Annotated in this window: 26 protein-coding genes; 23 read left to right on the forward strand and 3 right to left on the reverse strand. The window is 48.3% G+C overall.

What is annotated here, in order from left to right; translation table 11 throughout:
* Positions 1 to 546 precede the first annotated feature (546 nt).
* From H7A81_RS15865 to rluB, 17 genes are all read left to right on the forward strand, one after another.
* Complete coding sequence (locus tag H7A81_RS15865) at positions 547 to 792, forward strand: hypothetical protein (protein ID WP_182058007.1); 246 nt, start codon at positions 547 to 549, stop codon at positions 790 to 792.
* 36 nt (positions 793 to 828) lie between these two features.
* Positions 829 to 1,575: a hypothetical protein gene (locus H7A81_RS15870; RefSeq protein WP_182058008.1), complete on the forward strand. Its 747-nt coding sequence runs from the start codon at positions 829 to 831 to the stop codon at positions 1,573 to 1,575.
* A gap of 8 nt (positions 1,576 to 1,583) precedes the next feature.
* Positions 1,584 to 1,796, forward strand: coding sequence for a hypothetical protein (locus tag H7A81_RS15875; protein WP_182058009.1), 213 nt, complete (start codon positions 1,584 to 1,586; stop codon positions 1,794 to 1,796).
* A gap of 161 nt (positions 1,797 to 1,957) precedes the next feature.
* Complete coding sequence (locus tag H7A81_RS15880) at positions 1,958 to 2,167, forward strand: hypothetical protein (protein WP_182058010.1); 210 nt, start codon at positions 1,958 to 1,960, stop codon at positions 2,165 to 2,167.
* Complete coding sequence (locus H7A81_RS15885) at positions 2,164 to 2,439, forward strand: hypothetical protein (protein ID WP_182058011.1); 276 nt, start codon at positions 2,164 to 2,166, stop codon at positions 2,437 to 2,439. Before H7A81_RS15880 ends, H7A81_RS15885 begins: the two co-directional genes overlap by 4 nt.
* Positions 2,432 to 3,031 carry a hypothetical protein gene (locus H7A81_RS15890; protein ID WP_182058012.1) on the forward strand — a complete coding sequence of 200 codons (600 nt, stop codon included), beginning with the start codon at positions 2,432 to 2,434 and terminating at the stop codon, positions 3,029 to 3,031. Before H7A81_RS15885 ends, H7A81_RS15890 begins: the two co-directional genes overlap by 8 nt.
* A gap of 340 nt (positions 3,032 to 3,371) precedes the next feature.
* Entirely contained in the window at positions 3,372 to 3,875 is a 504-nt protein-coding gene (locus H7A81_RS15895) for a hypothetical protein (protein WP_182058013.1), read from the forward strand.
* Positions 3,872 to 4,168, forward strand: coding sequence for a hypothetical protein (locus H7A81_RS15900; RefSeq protein ID WP_182058014.1), 297 nt, complete (start codon positions 3,872 to 3,874; stop codon positions 4,166 to 4,168). Before H7A81_RS15895 ends, H7A81_RS15900 begins: the two co-directional genes overlap by 4 nt.
* A gap of 464 nt (positions 4,169 to 4,632) precedes the next feature.
* Positions 4,633 to 4,869 (forward strand): hypothetical protein, encoded by a 237-nt coding sequence (locus H7A81_RS15905; protein ID WP_182058015.1) that lies wholly within the window; start codon positions 4,633 to 4,635, stop codon positions 4,867 to 4,869.
* A complete protein-coding gene (locus H7A81_RS15910; protein WP_182058016.1) occupies positions 4,869 to 5,240 on the forward strand; it encodes a hypothetical protein in 372 nt (123 codons plus the stop codon). The genes H7A81_RS15905 and H7A81_RS15910 overlap by 1 nt, the downstream gene beginning before the upstream one ends.
* 20 nt (positions 5,241 to 5,260) lie before the next feature.
* Positions 5,261 to 6,301 (forward strand): major capsid protein, encoded by a 1,041-nt coding sequence (locus tag H7A81_RS15915; RefSeq protein WP_182058017.1) that lies wholly within the window; start codon positions 5,261 to 5,263, stop codon positions 6,299 to 6,301.
* Positions 6,302 to 6,367: 66 nt separating this feature from the next.
* The gene (locus tag H7A81_RS15920; protein WP_182058018.1) at positions 6,368 to 6,556 is read left to right on the forward strand and encodes a hypothetical protein; all 189 of its coding nucleotides are present in this window, start codon (positions 6,368 to 6,370) and stop codon (positions 6,554 to 6,556) included.
* Positions 6,557 to 6,624: 68 nt separating this feature from the next.
* On the forward strand, positions 6,625 to 8,430 hold the full coding sequence (locus H7A81_RS15925; RefSeq protein ID WP_182058019.1) for a hypothetical protein: 1,806 nt from the start codon (positions 6,625 to 6,627) through the stop codon (positions 8,428 to 8,430).
* A gap of 2 nt (positions 8,431 to 8,432) precedes the next feature.
* Positions 8,433 to 8,867, forward strand: coding sequence for a hypothetical protein (locus tag H7A81_RS15930; RefSeq protein WP_182058020.1), 435 nt, complete (start codon positions 8,433 to 8,435; stop codon positions 8,865 to 8,867).
* Positions 8,867 to 9,502: a phage baseplate protein gene (locus H7A81_RS15935; protein WP_182058021.1), complete on the forward strand. Its 636-nt coding sequence runs from the start codon at positions 8,867 to 8,869 to the stop codon at positions 9,500 to 9,502. The genes H7A81_RS15930 and H7A81_RS15935 overlap by 1 nt, the downstream gene beginning before the upstream one ends.
* Positions 9,502 to 9,642 (forward strand): hypothetical protein, encoded by a 141-nt coding sequence (locus H7A81_RS15940; protein WP_182058022.1) that lies wholly within the window; start codon positions 9,502 to 9,504, stop codon positions 9,640 to 9,642. The genes H7A81_RS15935 and H7A81_RS15940 overlap by 1 nt, the downstream gene beginning before the upstream one ends.
* A gap of 181 nt (positions 9,643 to 9,823) precedes the next feature.
* Complete coding sequence (rluB, locus tag H7A81_RS15945; RefSeq protein WP_034821500.1) at positions 9,824 to 10,741, forward strand: 23S rRNA pseudouridine(2605) synthase RluB; 918 nt, start codon at positions 9,824 to 9,826, stop codon at positions 10,739 to 10,741.
* A 36-nt stretch (positions 10,742 to 10,777) separates the two neighbouring features.
* On the opposite strand, the gene cobO is transcribed toward rluB, so the two are convergent.
* Positions 10,778 to 11,365, reverse strand: coding sequence for a cob(I)yrinic acid a,c-diamide adenosyltransferase (gene cobO / locus H7A81_RS15950; RefSeq protein ID WP_182058023.1), 588 nt, complete (start codon positions 11,363 to 11,365; stop codon positions 10,778 to 10,780).
* Positions 11,362 to 12,126 carry a YciK family oxidoreductase gene (locus tag H7A81_RS15955; RefSeq protein ID WP_182058024.1) on the reverse strand — a complete coding sequence of 255 codons (765 nt, stop codon included), beginning with the start codon at positions 12,124 to 12,126 and terminating at the stop codon, positions 11,362 to 11,364. Before H7A81_RS15955 ends, cobO begins: the two co-directional genes overlap by 4 nt.
* A 174-nt stretch (positions 12,127 to 12,300) precedes the next feature.
* Between H7A81_RS15955 and sohB the strand changes: the two genes are divergently transcribed.
* Complete coding sequence (gene sohB / locus H7A81_RS15960; protein WP_097117001.1) at positions 12,301 to 13,347, forward strand: protease SohB; 1,047 nt, start codon at positions 12,301 to 12,303, stop codon at positions 13,345 to 13,347.
* 26 nt (positions 13,348 to 13,373) lie between these two features.
* Here sohB and H7A81_RS15965 read toward each other — a convergent pair whose 3' ends face one another.
* Complete coding sequence (locus H7A81_RS15965) at positions 13,374 to 13,622, reverse strand: DUF2498 family protein (RefSeq protein ID WP_182058025.1); 249 nt, start codon at positions 13,620 to 13,622, stop codon at positions 13,374 to 13,376.
* 370 nt (positions 13,623 to 13,992) lie between these two features.
* Here H7A81_RS15965 and topA point away from each other — a divergent pair, with 370 nt between their 5' ends.
* From topA to acnA, 5 genes are all read left to right on the forward strand, one after another.
* On the forward strand, positions 13,993 to 16,590 hold the full coding sequence (gene topA / locus H7A81_RS15970; RefSeq protein ID WP_182058026.1) for a type I DNA topoisomerase: 2,598 nt from the start codon (positions 13,993 to 13,995) through the stop codon (positions 16,588 to 16,590).
* A gap of 191 nt (positions 16,591 to 16,781) precedes the next feature.
* Entirely contained in the window at positions 16,782 to 17,756 is a 975-nt protein-coding gene (gene cysB / locus H7A81_RS15975) for an HTH-type transcriptional regulator CysB (protein WP_034821485.1), read from the forward strand.
* A 493-nt stretch (positions 17,757 to 18,249) separates the two neighbouring features.
* Positions 18,250 to 18,408, forward strand: coding sequence for a YmiA family putative membrane protein (locus H7A81_RS15980; protein ID WP_071845610.1), 159 nt, complete (start codon positions 18,250 to 18,252; stop codon positions 18,406 to 18,408).
* A gap of 3 nt (positions 18,409 to 18,411) precedes the next feature.
* Positions 18,412 to 18,591: a hypothetical protein gene (locus H7A81_RS15985; RefSeq protein WP_034821480.1), complete on the forward strand. Its 180-nt coding sequence runs from the start codon at positions 18,412 to 18,414 to the stop codon at positions 18,589 to 18,591.
* Between the two features lie 438 nt (positions 18,592 to 19,029).
* The coding region (acnA, locus tag H7A81_RS15990) for an aconitate hydratase AcnA (RefSeq protein ID WP_182058027.1) at positions 19,030 to 21,442 on the forward strand (2,413 nt) is incomplete at its 3' end.

Genomic DNA, 21,442 nt, shown 5'->3' on the forward strand with positions numbered 1-21,442 from the left:
ATAACACACAACCTTTACCAATGTATTCGTGCAAATAGCCTACGGCTAACGCGAAGCGGTTGCATGTGGGCGTCTCTGGCATTCGCCATGCAAGTAAGGCTCACGTTACACGCTCACCAACATGCACCAACACCAACCAATCAACAAACCAAACAAACTAAAGTTTGTCTGTCTTGTCTCTGTTTGCTGGGTGCAAGCTGTTACAGGCGGCTACAAGCTAGCCTGGGTATCATATGGCGTAAGGATAACTATGTGCCAGTGTCTTATACGCCATGATTATAGGTAGGAACGCATGAGAGCGATTCTAAGAGGTTTTTAGCTGTTAGGTATGGCTTCGTATTACCTTGTTGATTAGAGGCTCTTAGAATGCTTCTGGCGAAGCTAAATTAATATAAGGAAAATGCTTGTTTCCTAAATTTATTTATGATAAAGTTGAGATCAGGTAAATGATCAGACTTGTTTTCATTAAACAAGGAGAAATGTGTTGACGAGCTTAATAATTCGTGTTATAGTAGTATTAGCTAGTAAACAAAACAAAGGAGCATTATGTTAGATATTGAAGTAAAGAAGAAAAGACAGCGAAGAAGTTACAAAGATTCAGAAGCAGCCTTTCAAGCAATACTCACCGCAGATGACCCCCACAAGAAAGCCGAACAGATCGCCAACTCACTCCGACAAGCCCGTTTCCACGGTAACGAAGATTACGAGAAGATTTTAGAACGCGCCTTGAATAAATGGGAAGCATTCAAAGTAATGCGCCGCATCCGCACACCTATGAAAAAACGCCGCTAGGCACTGGAGACAAATACATGACAAGGATTAACACTAATGATCGACACAACACATTACAGCTATACGCCTCTTTCTGATCAGTTGATGATGGCCAGCCGCATTACAAATAAACACACTGGCACCACACTAGATTTAAACCTCAGCCACAAGGTGCTTTATGCAAAGATGGCAAAGCGTTATGACTTCTTCATGCAGGAAGGCAATAAAGGAATTTACTACGACAACATTGCACAGCTAGCGTTATCTGTAGGATTGAAAGAACGTATGACCATCAATCTGATTAACGATCTGAAAAGTGTTGGATTGGTAGTTGCAACAAAAGTAGGCAGGTCTAATAACTGGCAAGTGTCAGCACTAAGCCCGGATAGTTGGTTGTTAGAAGTGGAAGTAAAGAAAGGTGAGTATGTTGATGCGCTTCATTTTAACCCATTCAAGATAGAAGTTGCAGAAGCAAGAAAGCAAAAAGAGCCTGAACACGTTCCCCCAACCGCCACAGTTGAAAAACGTATCCAAGCCCCATCAAATAAGCCTGCTAAAGAATCTAAGCAGGCGGCTATAGCAGCAAAAACCGATCCCCAAGTCAAGAAAACGATAACGCCTGAATCACAAAAGGCAATCACTAACATGCAGACAAGCACAGCATACATTAACGGCTACAGAGAGAGCTTTGAGAATCCTGATCGCAAGATACCGGAATCAATGTATGACGCTGTTAGTTGGATGTTGACCAAAGGGTTATTAAATACAAGTAGGAATGGAAAGTTACTTTCACTTCTAGAATAGGAGAATACATGAGCAAAGAAATCACATTATCAGAACAGCTTTACACCAATAAAGATCACACCGGACTATTTCGTATTCAAGGCGAAGCTATCCAGCACGAAGCGCCGCAAACCACCATCATTGTTTACCAGGACTTAAATGATAAAGGTAGCAGCCTGCAATACACAACAAAAGAAGACTTCTACAACAACTTTAAAGAGGTATCAGATGACGCTATTTGAGGCATACAACTATCACATTTACCTGTGCAATGAATTAACAGAAACCATCACCAATAAAGATACACAAGTTACTGTCTGCAATTTCGTGCATGGTAGCAACTACAAAACAACACTCACCATCAACGGCAAACAACACCACTTTAGCACTGAGGTAGTAATCAATGATTGATGATCCACGCTATGCAGGTTATTTGCTTCGCGGTGCACTGGAGGCTGCGCACATTATTTGCACCAATGATGATGCGAGTGATTGCGATCATTCTGTCTATGACTTCTTCATGACAAAACTACAATACTACGACACCAAATCTTATACAGAGATTGCGGAAATGGTGAACTACATTTACACACTTAAAGGAACTAAGCATTGATAGTCACTAACAAACAAACAGGGAATTGGCTTGAGGTAAACGAATTTGGTGCAGAATTATTTTTGAGGTTTAAAGCACTGTTCGAGAAATACGGCCCTTATCGTGCAGGACTCACAACTTTAGCTAAAGCACTCGACACTAACACAGCTTCATTGAACTATTGGTTATTTGGATTCTGGAAAGTTGGATTGATTAACAAGGAACTCAAACCGGGCAATAAAGCCTACACCTACTCTATTGCAGATTTAGGAGGTTTTGAGATCGATGATTAATTTGTTTGACCTATGGGTGCAGCATGGCACCCCAGGATTACCAGAGGAAACTGATAGCTTTGATGAAACGTTGCAAGCATTTCAAAAAGTAGTGCATTCTGTGAGAAACTTTTTCAAAATCAGAAATGACATTGACAGACCATCAATCAGCCTTACAGAAGAAAAAATCCTTCTAAATACTCTCACCGAAGAACAAGCACAATTGATGCTTTCCAAGATGCAGTTATTCAAACGTAAAGCAAAGAAACCAGAATTGAAGGTTAAGCCAAAGCCTGAAGTAAAACCGATAGCTAAGACTGTAGCCACTGATCAGCCAAACATTGTAGATGTTCTGACAGAGAAGGCCAAAGGGATCACAAGCGGTGATAAATACTTCACCACCAGAACACAAGAAATTCAAGAAAGGGCAGAGCAGATTATAGGGCGTAGTATTCCAATCACTATTCATGAGATTGTGAAAGAATCAAAAGCCTCTCCAGAGCTTACAGATGATGAACTATCGACTGTAATCGACATGATGGAAGATTGCCCCGGCTTAGTGTTCACACCCCGCCAGCGTGTTTCCTACCACGTAGAAACGAGGCTCTTTTAATGGATAGAGCAAGAAAAACCGAATACATGCACGGTGTCTACGTTCCGTTAAAGTGTTCTATAGGGCATTTGAGACACAGAGCAACATACTATTACGGCAAGTCTAAATCAGACAAGCTACTGACATTTCATGATCCTGAAGTCACAAAAGCCTGGCTTGATAGTATTGCGTATTGTGAACTTGAAGAAGTGGAAGAAGAAAGCCGCCCACTAACTGACGAAGAATCTACAACACTACTAAGCATCCTCTGCAATACCCCCGGCGTTACATACACTCCCCGCACTAAGCGAACAACAAAGAAAACCCCCGTAACAGTGCGGGACTCTTTAAGGAAGAAAGATTGATTACCACAGACACACTACTAGCAGCGGTGAAAGCCGCTGTCTACAGCACTTCACAGATTTCTGACTCCACCATTATTTCAATGATTCAGGATCAGATTGATGCAATCGGAAGCGATGACAAATATAGATGTCTGGTGCTGTTCAACAGCGTGATAGCTGTCCTGCAATACCTGGCTAATAAATGGAACATTGACGCAGCGGAACGCACTGGAGGCGCTACAAGCCGCATGGAAAAAGTTGGTCAAGTGCAGGTGCAAGAGGACTGGGAAAACGGCACAGCATCCTCCAACCCCTGGACACCTATCCTTAATGACTACCTCAACGGCGTTATTGCACTTCCTACTTGTGGCACCATTTCACAGATCAGCGGAAAGATTAAAGTGGGCGGCGTAGACCGCGCAGAAAACGAAAGAGCAGCACGAAGCGGCGTTAATGGCCTGCATGGAGTTGCAACGATTGATACACCTCACAAACGATTCTATAAAGGACTATTCAAATGATTGAACGCATCTACGAAGACTGCAACCTGTTTTACAAACTCTACATTCGCCCATCTGTTGCAGCGGTTGAAGATTACATTCAACAACCAATGATCGAAGGCAAGAAAGAAAAAGCCTATAGCTACATTAACGCCGCTCTTAAGGAATACCCTGAGCACTGCAAATGTATGCTTGCTTATGCTGAGTTTTGGGAGCTTGAGAAAGAAAATGTAGACAAGGCAGCTAACATGCTTGAAGGGCAGTTTATCAGCCTGACACGCGCAGCCGACAAGCTGGAAGAATTCGACCTCTAATTATTTTACGGAAAAACGTAAAAAACTTGTTGACTTAAAACCTACACCGTGGTATATTAGTATTAGGGATTAGAAATAACTCCCAGTCAGTGTTATCCTAATGGACTTGTCATCCAACATTAAGCCAGAGCCACTAAAAAAGAGAGTGCCATACGGTATTTTCTTTAGTTGAAATTATGATTTGTAGCGAATCTTTTCAGCTTTTTAATTGTGAAACCAATTAAGGCCGGGTGCACCACACCCACCTTTTTTAGTGGCTTTGTCTTCTTTTCAGAGTCTTTAAAGAAATCTTCCCCATGTTGATTTCTAGCTCATAACCACTCCGGTTAGGGAAACTTTCTATCTGAAGGTTTCTTTAAATACTCTCACCCGTGTATTTACTCCTAGTGTTAGTCAATAGCACATTAAGATAGCCAGCACCCATGCTGGCTTTTCTTTTATCCTCATTTTACGGAAAAACGGAAATGAACCAGCAAATTTATAAAGCACTGATTTCAGATCCGAAACAGGCTGTATACAAATCACAGCTACCGGATGGAAAGATTGCTATCACTCTCCTAGTGGATGATCCCGAACTTGCAAACAACATCGTGATTGAAGCTAAGAAAGCAAACATTTCAGTATTGGATGATTCAATTAATAAATCATCTAACACACCCACTTTAAAAGATCTCCTAACCAAACGTAAGGAAAATAAATAATGGCCCAATTTTTTGGACAGGTTTACAGCAATGTAGAGACCTCAAGCAAAGTGCTTGCTTATGCATCAGACAATGTTCTGTTTGACAAGCTTGTTACTCTGGATTCAGCACTAACTGCTGATCTGGTAGTTGGAAGTGTTGTAGACGCTACAGGCGCACTAGCAACCTCAACTGACGATCTAAGTGTTGTATTGTCTCCTGCTTTCGCTGGACAAACTTATATTCGTGTAGCTCGTGCACCGCATGTAATGCTTATTGCAAGCGAACTGGTTTTTGACTCAAGTCTAACCAAAGAAGCTGTTGTATCTGCGCTGGAAAGTGCCGGGTATGTATTCAGCGATTTCTCAACCGTTGCACTCCGCACAACCTAATCACAAGGAAGTAAACAATAATGGCTTATTTCGATTTATTCTCTGGTAGTGAATACCAGTTTGCATCACCATTTGAATTTGATAACAGCACCAATAAAATCATTACTGGTCTGAACATCTTCAAACAAGAAAACCACACAGCTAACAAAATTGCTCTTGATCGTATTCTCGACGTTAAGCAACTGATTGCCCTGGAACGTGCACCACATGTGCATAGTGATTGGGGTAGTGCAGAACGTCCAGAATTCTCAAGCTTCCTGTATGAACTGAAGTATGCAAACAGCATCAACGGTGTATCAGATCGTGAGCTGGAAGAATATCGCCGCCGTGGTAGTCTGGATGTTGCAGAAACTATTGCATCTGTTGTGGGTGACTTTGCAGAGGCACAGTATGATCAGCTAGCTAACACTGTTGAGCTTGATTTGATTGCAGCAATTCTAGACCTGAAATCAGAATCAACTTATGCAGGGCAGGGAAGCATTGATTATCTGACTCTTGCAGGCGCAACCGCTCGCACTGAATACGTGCTAGACAATGCCAACGCTGCTAACATCTTCCAGCAACTGAGCGAGATTCAGCGCATTCAAAACGTGAAGCTGGGCGGCTTAAACACCAAACGCACTGGAACCCTGATTCTTGCGGCAGGTGAGGCGGCTGATGCACTGCACTATCACCAGTCGATCAAAGACTTCACCCAATACAGCACCCAGTTTGCTTCAGGAGATAACCTGTTTACTCAGATCCAGGGCAATAACCCTGCTTATGAGAGTTGGCAGCTTAAAGGGTGCACAGTGATTGATGTTACCGGGTATCCGCAGTTTACTGATCGCATCGGTGAAAATGGCTTTGTTGTCATTCCTCTGATGTCTCAGGACTCTAACGCATACGTGCTGCACACCGGAACCGGACGCCGCCACGCGACATTGGGCAAAGCTGCACAGCTTTACAACCAATACATTGTAACTGATCCAAAATGGGGATATCCAGAAGTAGCCACTGAATCAAGCTGGCTTCCTATTGTTAACATCCCTCAAGCTATTGTGTTTGGTAGCCTATCATAACACTACGCTAAAACTAGGCAGGGTGCAAGCCCTGCTCAACACCCCTCTTTTACAGGTATAGAAAACATGAAAGTAACAATTACCGATGATGAAACAGGGTTAACACTGAGTTTTGACGAGGAAGAGGCACGCAAGCTTATCAAAGTTGATTTTCTTGCAGGCGCTTTAGAAAAAGACCGTGACAGCTTCAGATACTACCTGAACAAGCACGGAAACAACATTTTCGAAGCTATGCGCCACGCGGCGCAGGCTTAATTAATTTAGGGGTTTAGGGGCTGTCGTATCTTCGATTCTCCTAAGCCCCTTTTTTATGAGGTAAAACAATGACTTTAGAGATCAACAGCGCAAAGATCGTCAATACCGTGACGTTTTCCATCGATACCCCGGCTATGCAAAAGGCTAAAAAATCAATTCAGGATGTAGCCAACGCGGGTAGCAAGGTTAAAGATTTCAACGCACAGAATAAAAAGTTTCTTGAGGATCAGACTAAAGCCGCCGCCAAAGTGAAGGCCGCAGCACAGCAGACAGCCTCTGAAGAAGAGAAAAAGGTTCAAGCCATCCAACGCGCAGACCGCGCAGCCAACACGCTATACAACACAGAAACCCGCCTCAAGAATATGACTCAACTCACAGGAGATGAGCAGGCAGGAGTAATGCACCAGGTGGGGCGCACAGTTGCACAGTATGAACGTGCTGAAATCTCATTAGGACGTCAGAACGCATTGATCAGACGTCAGATGCAGGAAGCACAACAGCTTAACCGACTACGTGAAAAAGCCGTCAGAACGGCACGAGAAGAAGCGTTAGTAGATAAGATTGGTAATCGTCTCACCAGTTTCGGAAAAGGCGCTCTAGGGGCTGTAGGGCTTGCAGGTGGTGTAGGGTTGGCAGCTACTGCCGCATACGGTAAAGCCAAAGATGCGATCACCACTGTAGGCGACGAACAAGGCGAACTTGTAAACCGTGCAAAGCTTGGAAATGTCGATATTAACCTTGTCCGTGCACTGTCTGGATTTGCACAGGCAAACGGTATTGATAGCGGTGTCGGAGTGCAAGGACAGCGTAAGATCTTGGATAACGGAAAGGACATCGAAGAAAAGCTCTCTCAATCTGCACAATCCGCTACAATTGACAAGAAAACAGGCCAATTGAAAGGAGGAAATTCTTCTGTTACTACCCTTGCAAACCAATACAACATCTCTCAGGAACAGTTAAGAGACTTTGCCTCTGATCCATTCAAGTTTGTTTCAGCCATCGTTAACAGCGGTCAAAAGGCTGGCAAGAGTCAGGGTGAAGTGCTGAACGATATTGAAGGGTTAGGGGATGACCTCGGATTGTATGTGAAAGCTTTCTGGAATCAGGCCCAGGACTTGCGCAAGATGGCGCGCCAGATGGGCGTGAATGGTGATTTGCTGAGTGATGCACAGCAGGAGCAGATCCAGAAGTATCACACCATGAATCAGCAGTTTGACCAGATTTCAGACGGTAACAAAATTGCATTCTTTACCGGGTTTATGGAGAACATCGATCCGGCAGTGATGAAAGAATTCACAGATGCAATGCGAGCAATGAACCCTACTTTTGAGAAGTTAGGGAAAGCCGCTGGCGGTATGTTGTCTGCTTTCATGCAGGTTGCAGCATGGGTAGGAAAACATGTTGCCTCAAGTGTAGACAACGACCAGAAAACGCCTCTTGTAACGCCTCAGACACGCCAGGAGATGGACGCAAAGTCTAACTCATACATCGATCAGAAGTATGGAACACAAAGCCCTACGGCTAATCCAGGGACTGCAATCACTAGCCAGATGACTCAACCTCAAGAGGCTGACGATTGGGCCGCAAGAATTCGTAATTCTATTGCTGGATTGTTTGGCACTTCTGGCGCTCCTGCAACAGCTAACCGTTACACAGATACGTTTAATGCTATGGCTGGCTACAGACCGCAACAAGCACCAATGAACATCACCAATCAGATTGTTGTTCCCCCTGAATCATTCAAAGTTGACGTAGTGCCGAACACTGGCGCACTTGAAAACTTTGTCGATGCGAAAATTGATACCTCACTGAACGTATTCAATCAGGGAATGATTTTAGGCATGAACTCTTCAACATCTTCAACAGGATCATAATAATGGCAACAGCACAACTAATTGATTTTAACAGTGTTTCCCGTAGCGATATGGGAAATACAGGCTATGACGCAATGGTGACGGCAATTACAAATGCCGTTTACAACGTCTGGCAACTTACCATCGGGGATTACCTGGATCAGACATACACAGTCACTTTGGACAGTGTTGATTATGACGTTCGTCTGCGTTGGAACACGCGCGATCAGGCATGGAATGCACAGATTGGGCTTTCAGGAGATGATCCCGCTTTTGGCTTTAAGTGTGTTAATGGGCTGAATCTTTTGGCCCCTTACAGCTACATAGAAGCCTGCCCACCAGGACAACTTTACTTCATAGATGCTGTGAAAGTGCAGGGACGCCCGGACTATGAAAACTCAGGTGTAGACAAACGCTTTCAGCTTATCTACATCGATGCACAGGAGAGCCAAGCATAATGGCAACAAGTATCAACAGCACTTCAAACACAAACAGCAGTAGCACCAGTAAGAGTGATAACGGTTTTGCCATCATTGCCAGCACTTACAACGGGGTTGCAGATGGAACGATAAGCAGTTTCTATGCAATCTGCTTTGATGCCGTCACAGATACCGGAGTAAGACGCAATGCAGACATCACAAGCTATGCGGTGGAAGACGGCGTAGAGGTGAGCGATCACGTTCAAATCAGGAATAACCAGCTTACTCTGACAGGGGTTATCAGTGAATCACCTGTAAAACGTTATGGCAGTATCCTAGATAGTCTGGCAAATGGTGGCAGGGTGAAAGCTGCTATCCAATACCTGGATAAGATTTTCGATGCACGACAGCCGATCAGGGTTGTTACTGAGCACAAGTCTTTTGACAACATCGTGCTAACTGGTATCAGTTACAACTACAAGACAGAAGACGCCATGTCCGTTGATCTGACATTTGAACAGGTGAGAATGGTGAACAGTGCTACAGCCAATGTGAGCAATATCGCTGCCAAAACGGTTAGCACTAAGAACCGTGGCGGCACTGTCAAAACTCAGAAGAAATCAACACAGCAGTTATCACCAGCGTCAGTGAGCAACGGGAATACAGGAGCATAATGAAGTATTTCAAGGATAAGCCTATTTTACTTTGGCTTTGGATTGCATGGATGTTGTTTCTTATGCCTGATCACTGGACTACACAGCAGCAAGAAGCCTTTGCAACATACCTTCACTATCTTGTGTTGGTGTTTGGATAACCCGTTTATAAAGGCGGGTTTTTTATTGCCTGTAATTTGTGCAACAAGGTGGGCAACAATAAGCGTTACTTCGTGTTGCACATCCTGTATAATGGCACCCACAGGTGAAACTAACCTATTGATTTTATTAAGTATTGCTTTAACAATCCGACGCCTGGGAAGGCGACAACGAGGCATCTCCATGAGTGAGAAACTACAAAAAGTATTAGCGCGCGCCGGTCACGGTTCACGCCGCGAAATCGAAACGATGATTTCAGCCGGACGCGTCAGCGTCGATGGCAAACTGGCGACGCTGGGCGATCGCATTGAAAATGATAAATCCCTGAAAATTCGTATTGATGGCCATCTGGTTTCGATTGCTGAATCCGCCACTGAAGTCTGTCGCGTGCTGGCGTATTACAAACCAGAAGGCGAACTCTGTACTCGTAACGATCCTGAAGGGCGTCCAACGGTATTCGACCGTCTGCCGCGTCTGCGCGGTTCACGCTGGATCGCTGTGGGCCGTCTGGACGTTAACACCTGTGGTCTGATGTTGTTCACCACCGATGGTGAACTGGCGAACCGTCTGATGCACCCAAGCCGTGAAGTTGAGCGTGAATATGCGGTGCGTGTATTCGGCGAAGTGGATGACGATAAAATTCGTCAGCTCAGTAAAGGTGTGCAGTTAGAAGATGGCCCGGCATCGTTCAAAACCATTAAGTTTGCTGGCGGTGAAGGCATCAACCAGTGGTATAACGTCACCCTGACCGAAGGACGTAACCGTGAAGTCCGCCGTTTGTGGGAAGCCGTAGGTGTGCAGGTTAGCCGCCTGATGCGCGTCCGTTATGGCGATATTCAGTTGCCAAAAGGGTTACCTCGCGGTGGCTGGATGGAGATGGAATTACCGGCGGTTAACTACCTGCGTACGCTGGTGGATATGCCGGAAGAGACGGTGACGAAAGTCGCGGTTGAAAAAGACCGTCGTCGTACTAAAGCCAATCAGATTCGTCGCGCGGTAAAACGTCATAGTAATGTAAGCGGCAGCCCACGTCGCGGCGGCAGCAGTAGCAGTCGCAACAGCAGCACGCGGACCAGTGGAACCAACAAGCGCGGTTCCTGATATGCCCGTGACGCCGCATGCAGCGGCGTCACTGTTTTACCAATCTATTCCCTGCTGAGCCTGAATGCCTGCATCAAATGCATGCTTAACCGGGCGCATCTCGGTCACGGTATCCGCCATCTCGAGTAAGGTTCGATGGCAGCCTCGACCGGTGATAATCACACTTTGTTGAACCGGACGTTGTCCCAGCACGCGCACCAGTTCATCCAGTTCCAGATAATCCATACTGACCATGTAGGTGATTTCATCGAGGATCACTAAATCCACATGCTCATCGGCAAGCATACGCTTTGCCTGCTGCCAAACCTGTTGGCAGGCGGCAGTATCGGTCTCCCGATTTTGGGTATCCCAGGTAAAGCCGGTGGCCATCACCTGAAATTCCACGCCATGCTGTCCCAGCAAATTGCGCTCACCATTTGGCCATTCACCTTTAATAAACTGCACAGCGGCAACGTTTTTACCGTGCCCGCAAGCGCGTAAAGCCGTACCAAAGGCGGCGGTGGTTTTGCCTTTGCCGTTGCCGGTGAACACCATCAAAATGCCGCGCGCTTCTGTCGCGGCAGCAATCCGCGCATCAACCTGTTCTTTTAAACGCTGCTGTCGTTGCTGATGACGATCACTCATGCGCTGGCTGGCCCCGGTTTACGTCCCGGCTGGGCATCAAAACTGATCCCGGTTTTGCGACGGCTGTCATCACCCATCAAATAAAGGTAAAGCGGCATCAAATCAGCAGGCGTTTTCAGTAAACTGGCATTTTCTTCCGGGAAAGCACTGGCGCGCATTTTAGTGCGAGTGCCACCGGGATTGATGCAATTTACCCGCAGATGACGATTTTTATACTCATCCGCCAGTACCTGCATCATGCCTTCGGTGGCGAATTTCGACACCGCATATGCCCCCCAGCCTGCACGGCCGGTACGGCCCACGCTCGACGTGGTAAACACCAGTGAACCGGCGTCTGATTTCAGCAGCAGCGGCAGCAAGGCCTGAGTTAAATAAAAGGTGGCGTCAAGATTGATCTGCATCACCTGGCGCCAGACGGCAGGATCGAGTTCCGCCAGTGGGACGATCTCACCCAAAATCCCGGCATTGTGCAGCACACCATCGAGCCGTGGCACCAGGGCGGCGATCTGATCGGCCACCTCAGCGCAGCTTTCTGGTGTGGCATGCGACAAGTCCAGCAGCAAATGGGATGCGGGCTGCTTATTCAGTTGATTGATGGCGTGTTCAGTCTGCTGCAGCGTTTCGGCGTTGCGGCCCATCAAGATGACGCGTGCGCCATAGCGCGCATAGGTCAGCGCCGCTTCGCGACCAATGCCGTCTGAAGCGCCGGTGACGAGGATAATGCGATTTTCCAGCAGATCGCTTTTCGGTTGATAATGCACAGCGATGTCCTTTGGCAAGTCAGAGGGTTTTGGGCTTTATGCCTCAATTTGGCGCCAGGTGCAATCACCGCGCCTCGCATTCTGTGCCGCCTGCGGGCATTTCAGGCGACGAAAGTCGCTAAAGCGGGTAAACTCAGCCATTGTTTGTAATTCACTGTTTAATAAGGCGGCAGAATGGATTTACTCTCCAGTTATGGATTATTTCTGGCCAAGGCCGTCACCGTGGTGGTGGCGTTCGCAGCTATTGTTCTGATTGTGCTGAATGCCGCGATGCGTAAACGCCACAGCGGTGGTCAACTGCGCTTAACTCACCTCGACGATGATTATCGTGAAATGAAGGAAGATCTGCAGCTGGCGAAGATGAAGCCACAGGCGCAAAAAGTGTGGCTGAAGCAGCATAAAAAAGAAGAGAAGCAAAAAGCCAAAACCGAGAAGCGCAATGCCAAAGCCGGTGTGAGCGAAGCCGCTAAACCGACACTCTACGTGCTGGAGTTTAAAGGCAGTATGGATGCGGGCGAAGTCAGTTCTTTGCGTGAGGAGATCTCCGCGGTGCTGGCGGTGGCTGTGCCGGGTGATGAAGTCTTGCTGCGTCTGGAAAGCCCGGGTGGCGTGGTGCACGGTTATGGCCTGGCCGCTTCACAGCTGCAGCGTCTGCGTGATGCGGGCCTGCAGTTAACTGCCGTCGTCGATAAAGTGGCGGCGAGCGGGGGTTATATGATGGCTTGTGTCGCGGATCGCATCGTCGCGGCGCCATTCTCAATCATTGGATCAATTGGTGTGGTCGCGCAGATCCCCAACTTCAACCGTCTGCTGAAACGCAATGATATCGACGTTGAACTGCACACCGCGGGTCAATATAAGCGCACGCTGACCTTGTTTGGTGAGAACACCGATGAGGGACGTGAAAAATTCCAGGAAGATCTCAACGAAACCCATCTGCTGTTCAAAGAGTTTGTTCAGCAGATGCGTCCGACACTGGATTTGGAAAAAGTGGCCACCGGGGAACACTGGTATGGACGCCAGGCGCTGGATTTGGGGCTGATTGATGAGATTGGCACCAGCGATGCCCTGATTATCAAGCAGATGGATCGGTTCAATGTGCTGGGCGTGCACTATGCGCGGAAAAAGAAAATGATGGATCGCTTCACCAACAGCGCCAGTCTGGCGGCCGAGCGGTTAATTCTGAAAATATGGCAGCGTGGTGATAAGCCACTGTTGTAAGCAAGCCCGGCAAATGCCGGGCTTTTTTATGCCAGGTGATAGCGTGAGGAGAGCTCAACGGCAAGGGATTTAAACACGTTAAACACGGCGGTGGTTTTCGCGCTCGGCAGGCCTTCTTCATCTAAGAAGTAAGGCCCACGAAACACCAATATCTCGCCCTGCTGAATCACGTCATTCGCTTCCATCCCGGCTAAATAATCGTCGTGCTGCATGATCATTTGATTGGCTATTTCCAGTAACGCCTGGCGTGAAATGGATTCCGTTTCTACTGACATTGTTCACCTCTTTTTTGACAGCAATCGTTCTCCTTCTATATTACTAGCGAGTTGCGCTGTTCATCAAATCAACGTCCGTCACCAAAACTGGCGCAAAATTAATCAGAATGCTAATTAAGTTGCGTAACGGATTTTATCAGGTAGAGTGTGGGCGATTCAGCTTTCAGGGAGATCACACCCGGATGTGTGGTGCTGTCAGATGGAAAACCCGCTTCTAATCATAAAGTTGCATAAGTCGATGCAATCTGACCTGAGATTATCCCCGCTGCCTTGAAATGTGAAAAGCTGGCAGCAATATTGAACCCGTTGGGTTTTGGGGCACCGAATCCTCTCCCGTTTATCAGGACGTTTCAATTAGGTAAAGGTACATATGGGTAAAGCACTCGTAATCGTTGAGTCCCCGGCAAAGGCCAAAACAATCAATAAATACCTCGGTAATGACTACGTGGTGAAATCCAGCGTCGGTCATATCCGTGATTTGCCGACCAGCGGTTCAACTGCCCGTAAAACTACCGACGGGGAAAAGGCGAAAACAGGAAAAAAGGTTAAGAAAGATGAGAAGGCCGCTCTGGTCAGCCGCATGGGTGTCGACCCGTGGCACGGCTGGGAAGCGGACTATCAGATTCTGCCGGGCAAAGAGAAAGTCGTTGCCGAACTGAAGAGCCTTGCCGCAGACGCCGACCACATCTATCTCGCAACGGACCTTGACCGCGAAGGGGAAGCCATTGCCTGGCACCTGCGGGAAGTGATCGGTGGCGATGACAAGCGGTTTAGCCGCGTGGTGTTCAACGAAATCACCAAAAATGCGATTCGTCAGGCGTTTGAAAAACCGGGCGAACTGAATATTGAACGTGTTAATGCGCAGCAGGCGCGTCGCTTTATGGACCGCGTGGTGGGTTACATGGTTTCCCCGCTGCTGTGGAAGAAAATTGCCCGTGGCTTGTCGGCGGGTCGTGTTCAGTCGGTGGCTGTGCGACTGGTGGTTGAGCGCGAGCACGAAATCAAAGCGTTCGTGCCGGAAGAGTATTGGGAAATCGATGCGGATTTCTCTACGCCGAAAGGCGACGCGCTGGTGATGCAAGTCACGCATCAGGGCGATAAAGCGTTCCGTCCGGTTAATCGCGAGCAAACTCATGCTGCGGTATCCGTGCTGGAGAAAGCGCGTTACGAAGTGCTGGATCGTGAAGACAAACCGACCAGCAGCAAACCCTCTGCGCCTTTTATTACCTCGACGCTGCAGCAAGCGGCGAGTACTCGTCTCGGTTTTGGCGTGAAGAAAACCATGATGATGGCGCAGCGTCTCTACGAAGCGGGTCACATCACCTATATGCGTACTGACTCCACCAACCTGAGTCAGGATGCGGTGGCGATGGCACGCGGCTTTGTGGAGAAGAGTTTTGGTAAGAAGTATCTGCCAGAATCGCCAATCACTTACGCCAGTAAAGAGAATTCGCAGGAAGCTCACGAAGCGATTCGACCTTCGGATGTCAACATCCAGGCAGAACATCTGAAAGATATGGAAGCTGATGCGCAGAAACTGTACCAGCTGATCTGGCGTCAGTTTGTGGCCTGCCAGATGGTGCCGGCGCAGTATGACTCCACCACCCTGACGGTGGGTGCAGCAGACTTTAAACTGAAAGCGAAAGGCCGCACTTTGCGTTTCGATGGCTGGACAAAAGTGATGCCAGCCCTGCGTAAAAACGATGAAGATTTGACGCTGCCACCGGTCAATGTCGGCGACATGCTTGACCTGAAGGAGCTGATGCCAAGCCAGCACTTCACCAAGCCGCCAGCCCGCTTCAGCGAAGCTTCCTTAGTCCGTGAGTTGGAAAAACGGGGTATTGGCCGTCCATCGACCTATGCCTCAATTATTTCCACCATTCAGGATCGCGGTTACGTGCGGGTAGAAAACCGCCGCTTCTATGCTGAGAAGATGGGTGAAATCGTTACCGATCGCCTGGAACAGAATTTCCGTGAGCTGATGAACTATGACTTCACCGCGCGCATGGAAGACAGCCTTGACCAGGTCGCCAATAATGAAGCGCAGTGGAAAGCGGTGCTGGATTCCTTCTTCAGCGATTTCAGTCAGCAGTTAGGTCAGGCCGAGAAAGAGCCAGAAGAGGGCGGCATGCAGCCGAACCAGATGGTGCTGACCTCGATCGACTGCCCGACCTGTAGCCGCCAAATGGGTATCCGTACCGCCAGTACCGGCGTATTCCTCGGCTGCTCCGGTTATGCGCTGCCACCCAAAGAACGCTGCAAACAGACCATCAATCTGATTCCGGAAAATGAGGTTCTTAACGTACTGGAAGGCGATGATGCTGAAACCAATGCGTTGCGTGCCCGTCGTCGTTGCCAGAAGTGTGGCACCGCGATGGACAGCTACCTGATCGACAATCAGCGTAAGCTGCACGTCTGCGGTAACAACCCGGAATGTGACGGCTACGAAATCGAACAGGGCGAATTCCGCATCAAAGGTTATGACGGCCCGATCGTAGAGTGTGAAAAGTGTGGTTCCGAAATGCACCTGAAAATGGGGCGCTTCGGCAAATACATGGCCTGCACCAACGACGAGTGTAAAAATACTCGCAAGATTCTGCGCAATGGTGAAGTTGCACCACCGAAGGAAGACCCGGTACCGTTGCCTGAGCTGGCGTGTGAAAAATCAGATGCCTACTTTGTATTGCGTGACGGTGCGGCAGGGGTATTCCTGGCGGCCAACACCTTCCCGAAATCGCGTGAAACGCGTGCGCCGCTGGTGGAAGAGCTGCAACGTTTTGCTGACCGTCTGCCGGAGAAGCTGAAATACCTGGCGGAAGCGCCAGCGGCGGATCCGGAAGGCAATAAAACGTTAGTGCGTTTTAGCCGTAAAACTAAGCAGCAGTATGTTTCCTCCGAGAAGGAGGGCAAAGCGACTGGCTGGTCGATGTTCTATATCGACGGTAAGTGGCAGGAAGCGAAGAAGTAATTCCCTCAAGGCCAGCTTCTGCTGGCCTTTTCCTCATCCTTATAGCTAATCGTTCTACATTCTTTCGTTAACTGATATAGTGGTTATAGCTTTTTTCGTTTCGCTGACATGCTTTCCCTCCCTATACCTTAATTAAGGCGGAAACACGCCTGCAGGGATGGCCCCTCTGTCGCTACCGGGAAGATATAACTATGAAATTGCAGCAGTTGCGTTACATCGTCGAGGTGGTTAATCACAACCTCAACGTCTCCTCCACCGCTGAAGGTCTCTATACCTCACAACCGGGTATCAGTAAGCAAGTGCGTATGCTGGAAGATGAACTCGGCGTGCAGATTTTTGCGCGTAGTGGAAAACATCTCACTCAGGTCACGCCAGCAGGTGAAGAGATCATCCGAATTGCTCGCGAAGTATTATCCAAAGTGGATGCGATTAAGTCTGTCGCGGGTGAGCACACCTGGCCCGACAAGGGCTCGCTGTATGTGGCGACCACGCATACTCAGGCGCGTTATGCCTTGCCTGGCGTGATTAAAGGCTTCATCGAGCGTTACCCACGCGTATCGCTGCATATGCATCAGGGATCGCCAACGCAAATTGCTGAGGCCGTGTCGAAGGGCAATGCTGACTTTGCGATCGCGACCGAAGCGCTGCATCTGTACGACGACCTGATTATGTTGCCGTGCTATCACTGGAACCGCGCCATTGTCGTGACGCCAGACCATCCGTTAGCAGGCAAATCGAATGTGACGATTGAAGAGCTGGCTGATTTCCCGCTCGTGACCTACACCTTTGGCTTCACCGGCCGCTCAGAGCTGGATACCGCCTTCAACCGTGCAGGATTAACGCCACGTATTGTCTTTACGGCCACCGACGCTGATGTGATCAAAACGTATGTGCGTCTGGGCTTAGGCGTGGGAGTCATTGCCAGTATGGCGGTGGACCCGGTATCCGATCCGGATCTGGTGCGAATCGAAGCATCAGAAATTTTTACCAATAGCACAACCAAAATTGGCTTTAGGCGCAGTACGTTCCTTCGAAGCTATATGTATGATTTTATTCAACGTTTCGCGCCGCATTTGACCCGTGATGTCGTGGATGCAGCGGTCGCATTGCGTTCAAATGAAGATATCGAAGCGATGTTCCGCGATATCAAATTACCCTTCAAATAATCACCTAACTCATTATTTTCACAAGGTGTCCAGTGGGCATCTTGTGAATTCCTTCCTGGTTAGCGCCACAAGAATCTCAAAAAATTTCATTATTTTTTTGTAAATGAAACATCGATCACATGTTTTTTCATTGTTAGTTCTTAAATGAGAAACAGTACACAAAATTTACGCTGCCGCTTTGCGGACCGCCAGGAATATTCCCATACTCCAGTTATCAACTGATGAGAAAGGCCTTTTAGTCAGGCTCTTTAAATTAAACTCAAATTTAGAATGGTACTAAATTTGTTTTAACCCAAATTTACAATGTATGTATTAGATGAATAGTTTGATCAGTAATTAAATTTATCTCATCAATATTTTGGGTTTTGATAAATAGCGTTAATCGTTGTGCTCAATAAAAATAACTGGATTTTCGGACTTAACAAGTTTAGGATTCGTCCTAAATCTTAATCGTTATCAACAATCGTTTTATTGAGAGTGATTATCAAAAACTATGAACACTAGACTGACTGTACAACAAGATTTTCGTACTAAAACCGCCAAGGTTGAGCGCTCTGGTAATGTGCGTCGCAAGGCTTGGTTGACCGTCTTCGCTGCTTCAGCACTGTTCTGGGTAGTGGTGGCATTGATGATTTGGCGTATGTGGGGTTAAGCCATGTGGGCAAATACACTCAGCCGTAAGTCTCCGGTTTCTGCGCGTCAGCCGAACACGTCAGCGTGCAAAGCGAAAGAAGTAAAGAGCGTTGAACAGCCTGTGGCGATTCCTGCGTCGTGGGAACTGAGTGAAAACCAGCGTAACTTTATCGAATCGTTCATGGATCCGAAGTCGAAATAACGCAGTCTGCGTTTTGTTCTATATATAGACATCCATACCTCTCTTTACCGGATTATCCGGTGGGCATTTTAAAAGCCCGTCCTTTAACACTCAGCATTAAAAAAACGGTGTCATCAGTACAACGCTGAAGACGGTGGACTTTTTTTGCCCGGAATCCGGGAGGGAGTGACTCGATGAATACAACGACTTTTTCATGGTTCGGCGTTTATGCCTTTTCCTTTGCATTTTGGGCCGTGGCCGTGTGGGCAATGATCTAATCCAATAACTCAAATTGTACTGATTTCTATTAATGCCCTGACAAACGTCGGGGCATTTTTCTTTGTGCCTTTATGTGTCATTTCGTGTTGTTATCAAATCGTTAACGAAATTGTGGTCTATCTTTAAGCTAAACCTTGTGGTTATTGAGGTTTAAAAGAGAGGCCCATATAAGGAGGAGCTATGTCGTTAACGTTACGGGAGCACAGTCAGGATACGCTGGACGTTCGGGCAAAAAAATATCATTACTACAGCCTGCCAAAAGCTGCCCAGCAATTGGGTAATATCGATCGCTTACCCAAATCAATGAAGGTGTTGCTGGAAAACCTCCTGCGCTGGCAGGATGAGGATTCCGTGACAGCTGAAGATATACAGGCTCTGGTTGGCTGGCAGAAAGATGCGCATGCTGACCGGGAAATTGCCTATCGCCCAGCGCGCGTGTTGATGCAGGACTTCACCGGCGTGCCAGCGGTGGTGGATTTAGCGGCGATGCGTGAAGCGGTAAAGCGCCTCGGCGGCGATGTGGCCAAAGTTAATCCTTTATCGCCGGTCGATTTGGTTATTGACCACTCGGTGACCGTTGACCATTTTGGGGATGAAGACGCCTTCGAAGAAAACGTGCGTCTGGAGATGGAGCGCAACCACGAACGCTACGTTTTCCTGCGCTGGGGGCAAAAAGCGTTTAATCGTTTCCGCGTAGTGCCGCCCGGCACCGGCATCTGCCATCAGGTTAACCTGGAATATCTGGGGAAATCCGTCTGGCATGAAACGCTAGAAGGCAAAGAGGTCGCTTATCCTGATACCTTAGTCGGCACAGATTCCCATACCACGATGATCAACGCGTTGGGCGTATTAGGCTGGGGTGTTGGCGGTATTGAAGCCGAAGCCGCCATGTTAGGGCAACCCGTGTCTATGTTAATCCCCGACGTTGTCGGTTTCAAACTCACCGGCAAACTGCGTCCTGGCATCACCGCGACCGACTTAGTCTTAACCGTGACGCAAATGCTGCGCAAGCATGGTGTGGTGGGTAAATTCGTGGAATTTTATGGTGATGGCCTGGCCGATTTGCCGCTGGCCGATCGCGCAACTATCGCCAATATGGCACCGGAATATGGTGCCACCTGCGGTTTCTTTCCCATTGATGAAATCACCCTGAGCTACATGACCCTGACCGGGCGTGATGCCGAACAAGTCGATTTAGTCGAAGCTTATGCTAAGCAGCAAGGAATGTGGCGAAATCCGGGCGACGAACCACGGTTTACCAGCTCACTGGCGCTGGATATGGCAGATGTTGAATCCAGTCTTGCCGGTCCAAAACGACCGCAGGATCGCGTCTCTTTAGGTGATGTACCCGCCGCCTTTGATGCCAGCAACGAACTTGAAGTTAATCATGCGCAGAAAGGGCACAAGACCGTCACGTATCGCGACAGCGAGACCGGCGATAGCTATCAGCTGGAAGATGGCGCGGTGGTCATTTCTGCTATTACCTCCTGTACTAATACTTCCAACCCTAGCGTATTGATGGCCGCGGGCCTGCTGGCGAAAAATGCGGTTGAGCGTGGCTTGATGCGCAAACCCTGGGTGAAAGCCTCGCTGGCACCGGGATCAAAAGTGGTGTCGGATTATCTCGCGGTGGCTCAACTGACACCTTATCTGGATGAATTAGGTTTCAATTTGGTGGGATATGGTTGTACCACCTGCATCGGTAACTCGGGCCCATTGCCAGATGAAATTGAAAGCGCGATTAAAGAGGGCGATCTGACCGTCGGTGCTGTGCTGTCGGGTAACCGAAACTTCGAAGGGCGCATCCATCCGCTGGTGAAAACTAACTGGCTGGCGTCGCCACCGCTGGTGGTGGCTTATGCACTGGCCGGTAACATGAAACTCAACCTGCAGAACGATCCCATCGGGCAGGACCGGCAGGGCAAGGATGTCTTTCTGCAGGATATCTGGCCATCACCAGAAGAGATCGCCGCCGCAGTGCAGAAAGTGACCAGTGATATGTTCCATAAGGAATACGCCGAGGTCTTCGACGGTACGCCTGAGTGGCAGCAAATCAAGGTCAGTGAAGCCGCGACTTATGACTGGGATGAGGGTTCAACTTACATCCGACTGTCGCCGTTCTTTGATGACATGGGTAAAACACCGGAGCCGGTCCAGGATATTAAAGGCGCGCGCATTCTGGCGATGCTGGGTGACTCTGTCACCACCGACCATATTTCGCCGGCGGGCAGCATCAAAGCGGAAAGTCCTGCTGGACGCTATTTGCTGTCGCATGGTGTTGAGCGCACCGATTTCAACTCCTACGGTTCGCGTCGTGGTAACCACGAAGTGATGATGCGCGGGACCTTTGCCAACATTCGTATTCGTAATGAAATGGTGCCGGGTGTGGAAGGGGGATACACCAAACACTTCCCCAGCAATGAACAGCTGGCGATCTACGATGCTGCCATGAAGTATCAGTCCGAAGGTGTGCCACTGGCAGTGATCGCCGGGAAGGAGTATGGCTCAGGTTCCAGCCGCGACTGGGCTGCGAAAGGCCCACGTTTGCAAGGGGTGCGCGTGGTTATTTCTGAGTCGTTCGAGCGTATCCATC

The organism is Pantoea sp. ME81 (assembly GCF_903970985.1).
Classification (GTDB): Bacteria; Pseudomonadota; Gammaproteobacteria; order Enterobacterales; family Enterobacteriaceae; genus Pantoea; species Pantoea communis.

Coding starts and splice junctions, on each gene's coding strand:
- H7A81_RS15985 (WP_034821480.1), top strand. CDS start 18,412: ATGTGGGCAAATACACTCAGCCGTAAGTCTCCGGTTTCTGCGCGTCAG.
- H7A81_RS15875 (WP_182058009.1), top strand. CDS start 1,584: ATGAGCAAAGAAATCACATTATCAGAACAGCTTTACACCAATAAAGAT.
- H7A81_RS15930 (WP_182058020.1), top strand. CDS start 8,433: ATGGCAACAGCACAACTAATTGATTTTAACAGTGTTTCCCGTAGCGAT.
- H7A81_RS15920 (WP_182058018.1), top strand. CDS start 6,368: ATGAAAGTAACAATTACCGATGATGAAACAGGGTTAACACTGAGTTTT.
- H7A81_RS15935 (WP_182058021.1), top strand. CDS start 8,867: ATGGCAACAAGTATCAACAGCACTTCAAACACAAACAGCAGTAGCACC.
- H7A81_RS15910 (WP_182058016.1), top strand. CDS start 4,869: ATGGCCCAATTTTTTGGACAGGTTTACAGCAATGTAGAGACCTCAAGC.
- cobO (WP_182058023.1), bottom strand. CDS start 11,365: ATGAGTGATCGTCATCAGCAACGACAGCAGCGTTTAAAAGAACAGGTT.
- H7A81_RS15925 (WP_182058019.1), top strand. CDS start 6,625: ATGACTTTAGAGATCAACAGCGCAAAGATCGTCAATACCGTGACGTTT.
- topA (WP_182058026.1), top strand. CDS start 13,993: ATGGGTAAAGCACTCGTAATCGTTGAGTCCCCGGCAAAGGCCAAAACA.
- H7A81_RS15905 (WP_182058015.1), top strand. CDS start 4,633: ATGAACCAGCAAATTTATAAAGCACTGATTTCAGATCCGAAACAGGCT.
- H7A81_RS15900 (WP_182058014.1), top strand. CDS start 3,872: ATGATTGAACGCATCTACGAAGACTGCAACCTGTTTTACAAACTCTAC.
- H7A81_RS15980 (WP_071845610.1), top strand. CDS start 18,250: ATGAACACTAGACTGACTGTACAACAAGATTTTCGTACTAAAACCGCC.
- H7A81_RS15870 (WP_182058008.1), top strand. CDS start 829: ATGATCGACACAACACATTACAGCTATACGCCTCTTTCTGATCAGTTG.
- H7A81_RS15865 (WP_182058007.1), top strand. CDS start 547: ATGTTAGATATTGAAGTAAAGAAGAAAAGACAGCGAAGAAGTTACAAA.
- H7A81_RS15940 (WP_182058022.1), top strand. CDS start 9,502: ATGAAGTATTTCAAGGATAAGCCTATTTTACTTTGGCTTTGGATTGCA.
- H7A81_RS15965 (WP_182058025.1), bottom strand. CDS start 13,622: ATGTCAGTAGAAACGGAATCCATTTCACGCCAGGCGTTACTGGAAATA.
- rluB (WP_034821500.1), top strand. CDS start 9,824: ATGAGTGAGAAACTACAAAAAGTATTAGCGCGCGCCGGTCACGGTTCA.
- cysB (WP_034821485.1), top strand. CDS start 16,782: ATGAAATTGCAGCAGTTGCGTTACATCGTCGAGGTGGTTAATCACAAC.
- sohB (WP_097117001.1), top strand. CDS start 12,301: ATGGATTTACTCTCCAGTTATGGATTATTTCTGGCCAAGGCCGTCACC.
- H7A81_RS15915 (WP_182058017.1), top strand. CDS start 5,261: ATGGCTTATTTCGATTTATTCTCTGGTAGTGAATACCAGTTTGCATCA.
- H7A81_RS15890 (WP_182058012.1), top strand. CDS start 2,432: ATGATTAATTTGTTTGACCTATGGGTGCAGCATGGCACCCCAGGATTA.
- H7A81_RS15880 (WP_182058010.1), top strand. CDS start 1,958: ATGATTGATGATCCACGCTATGCAGGTTATTTGCTTCGCGGTGCACTG.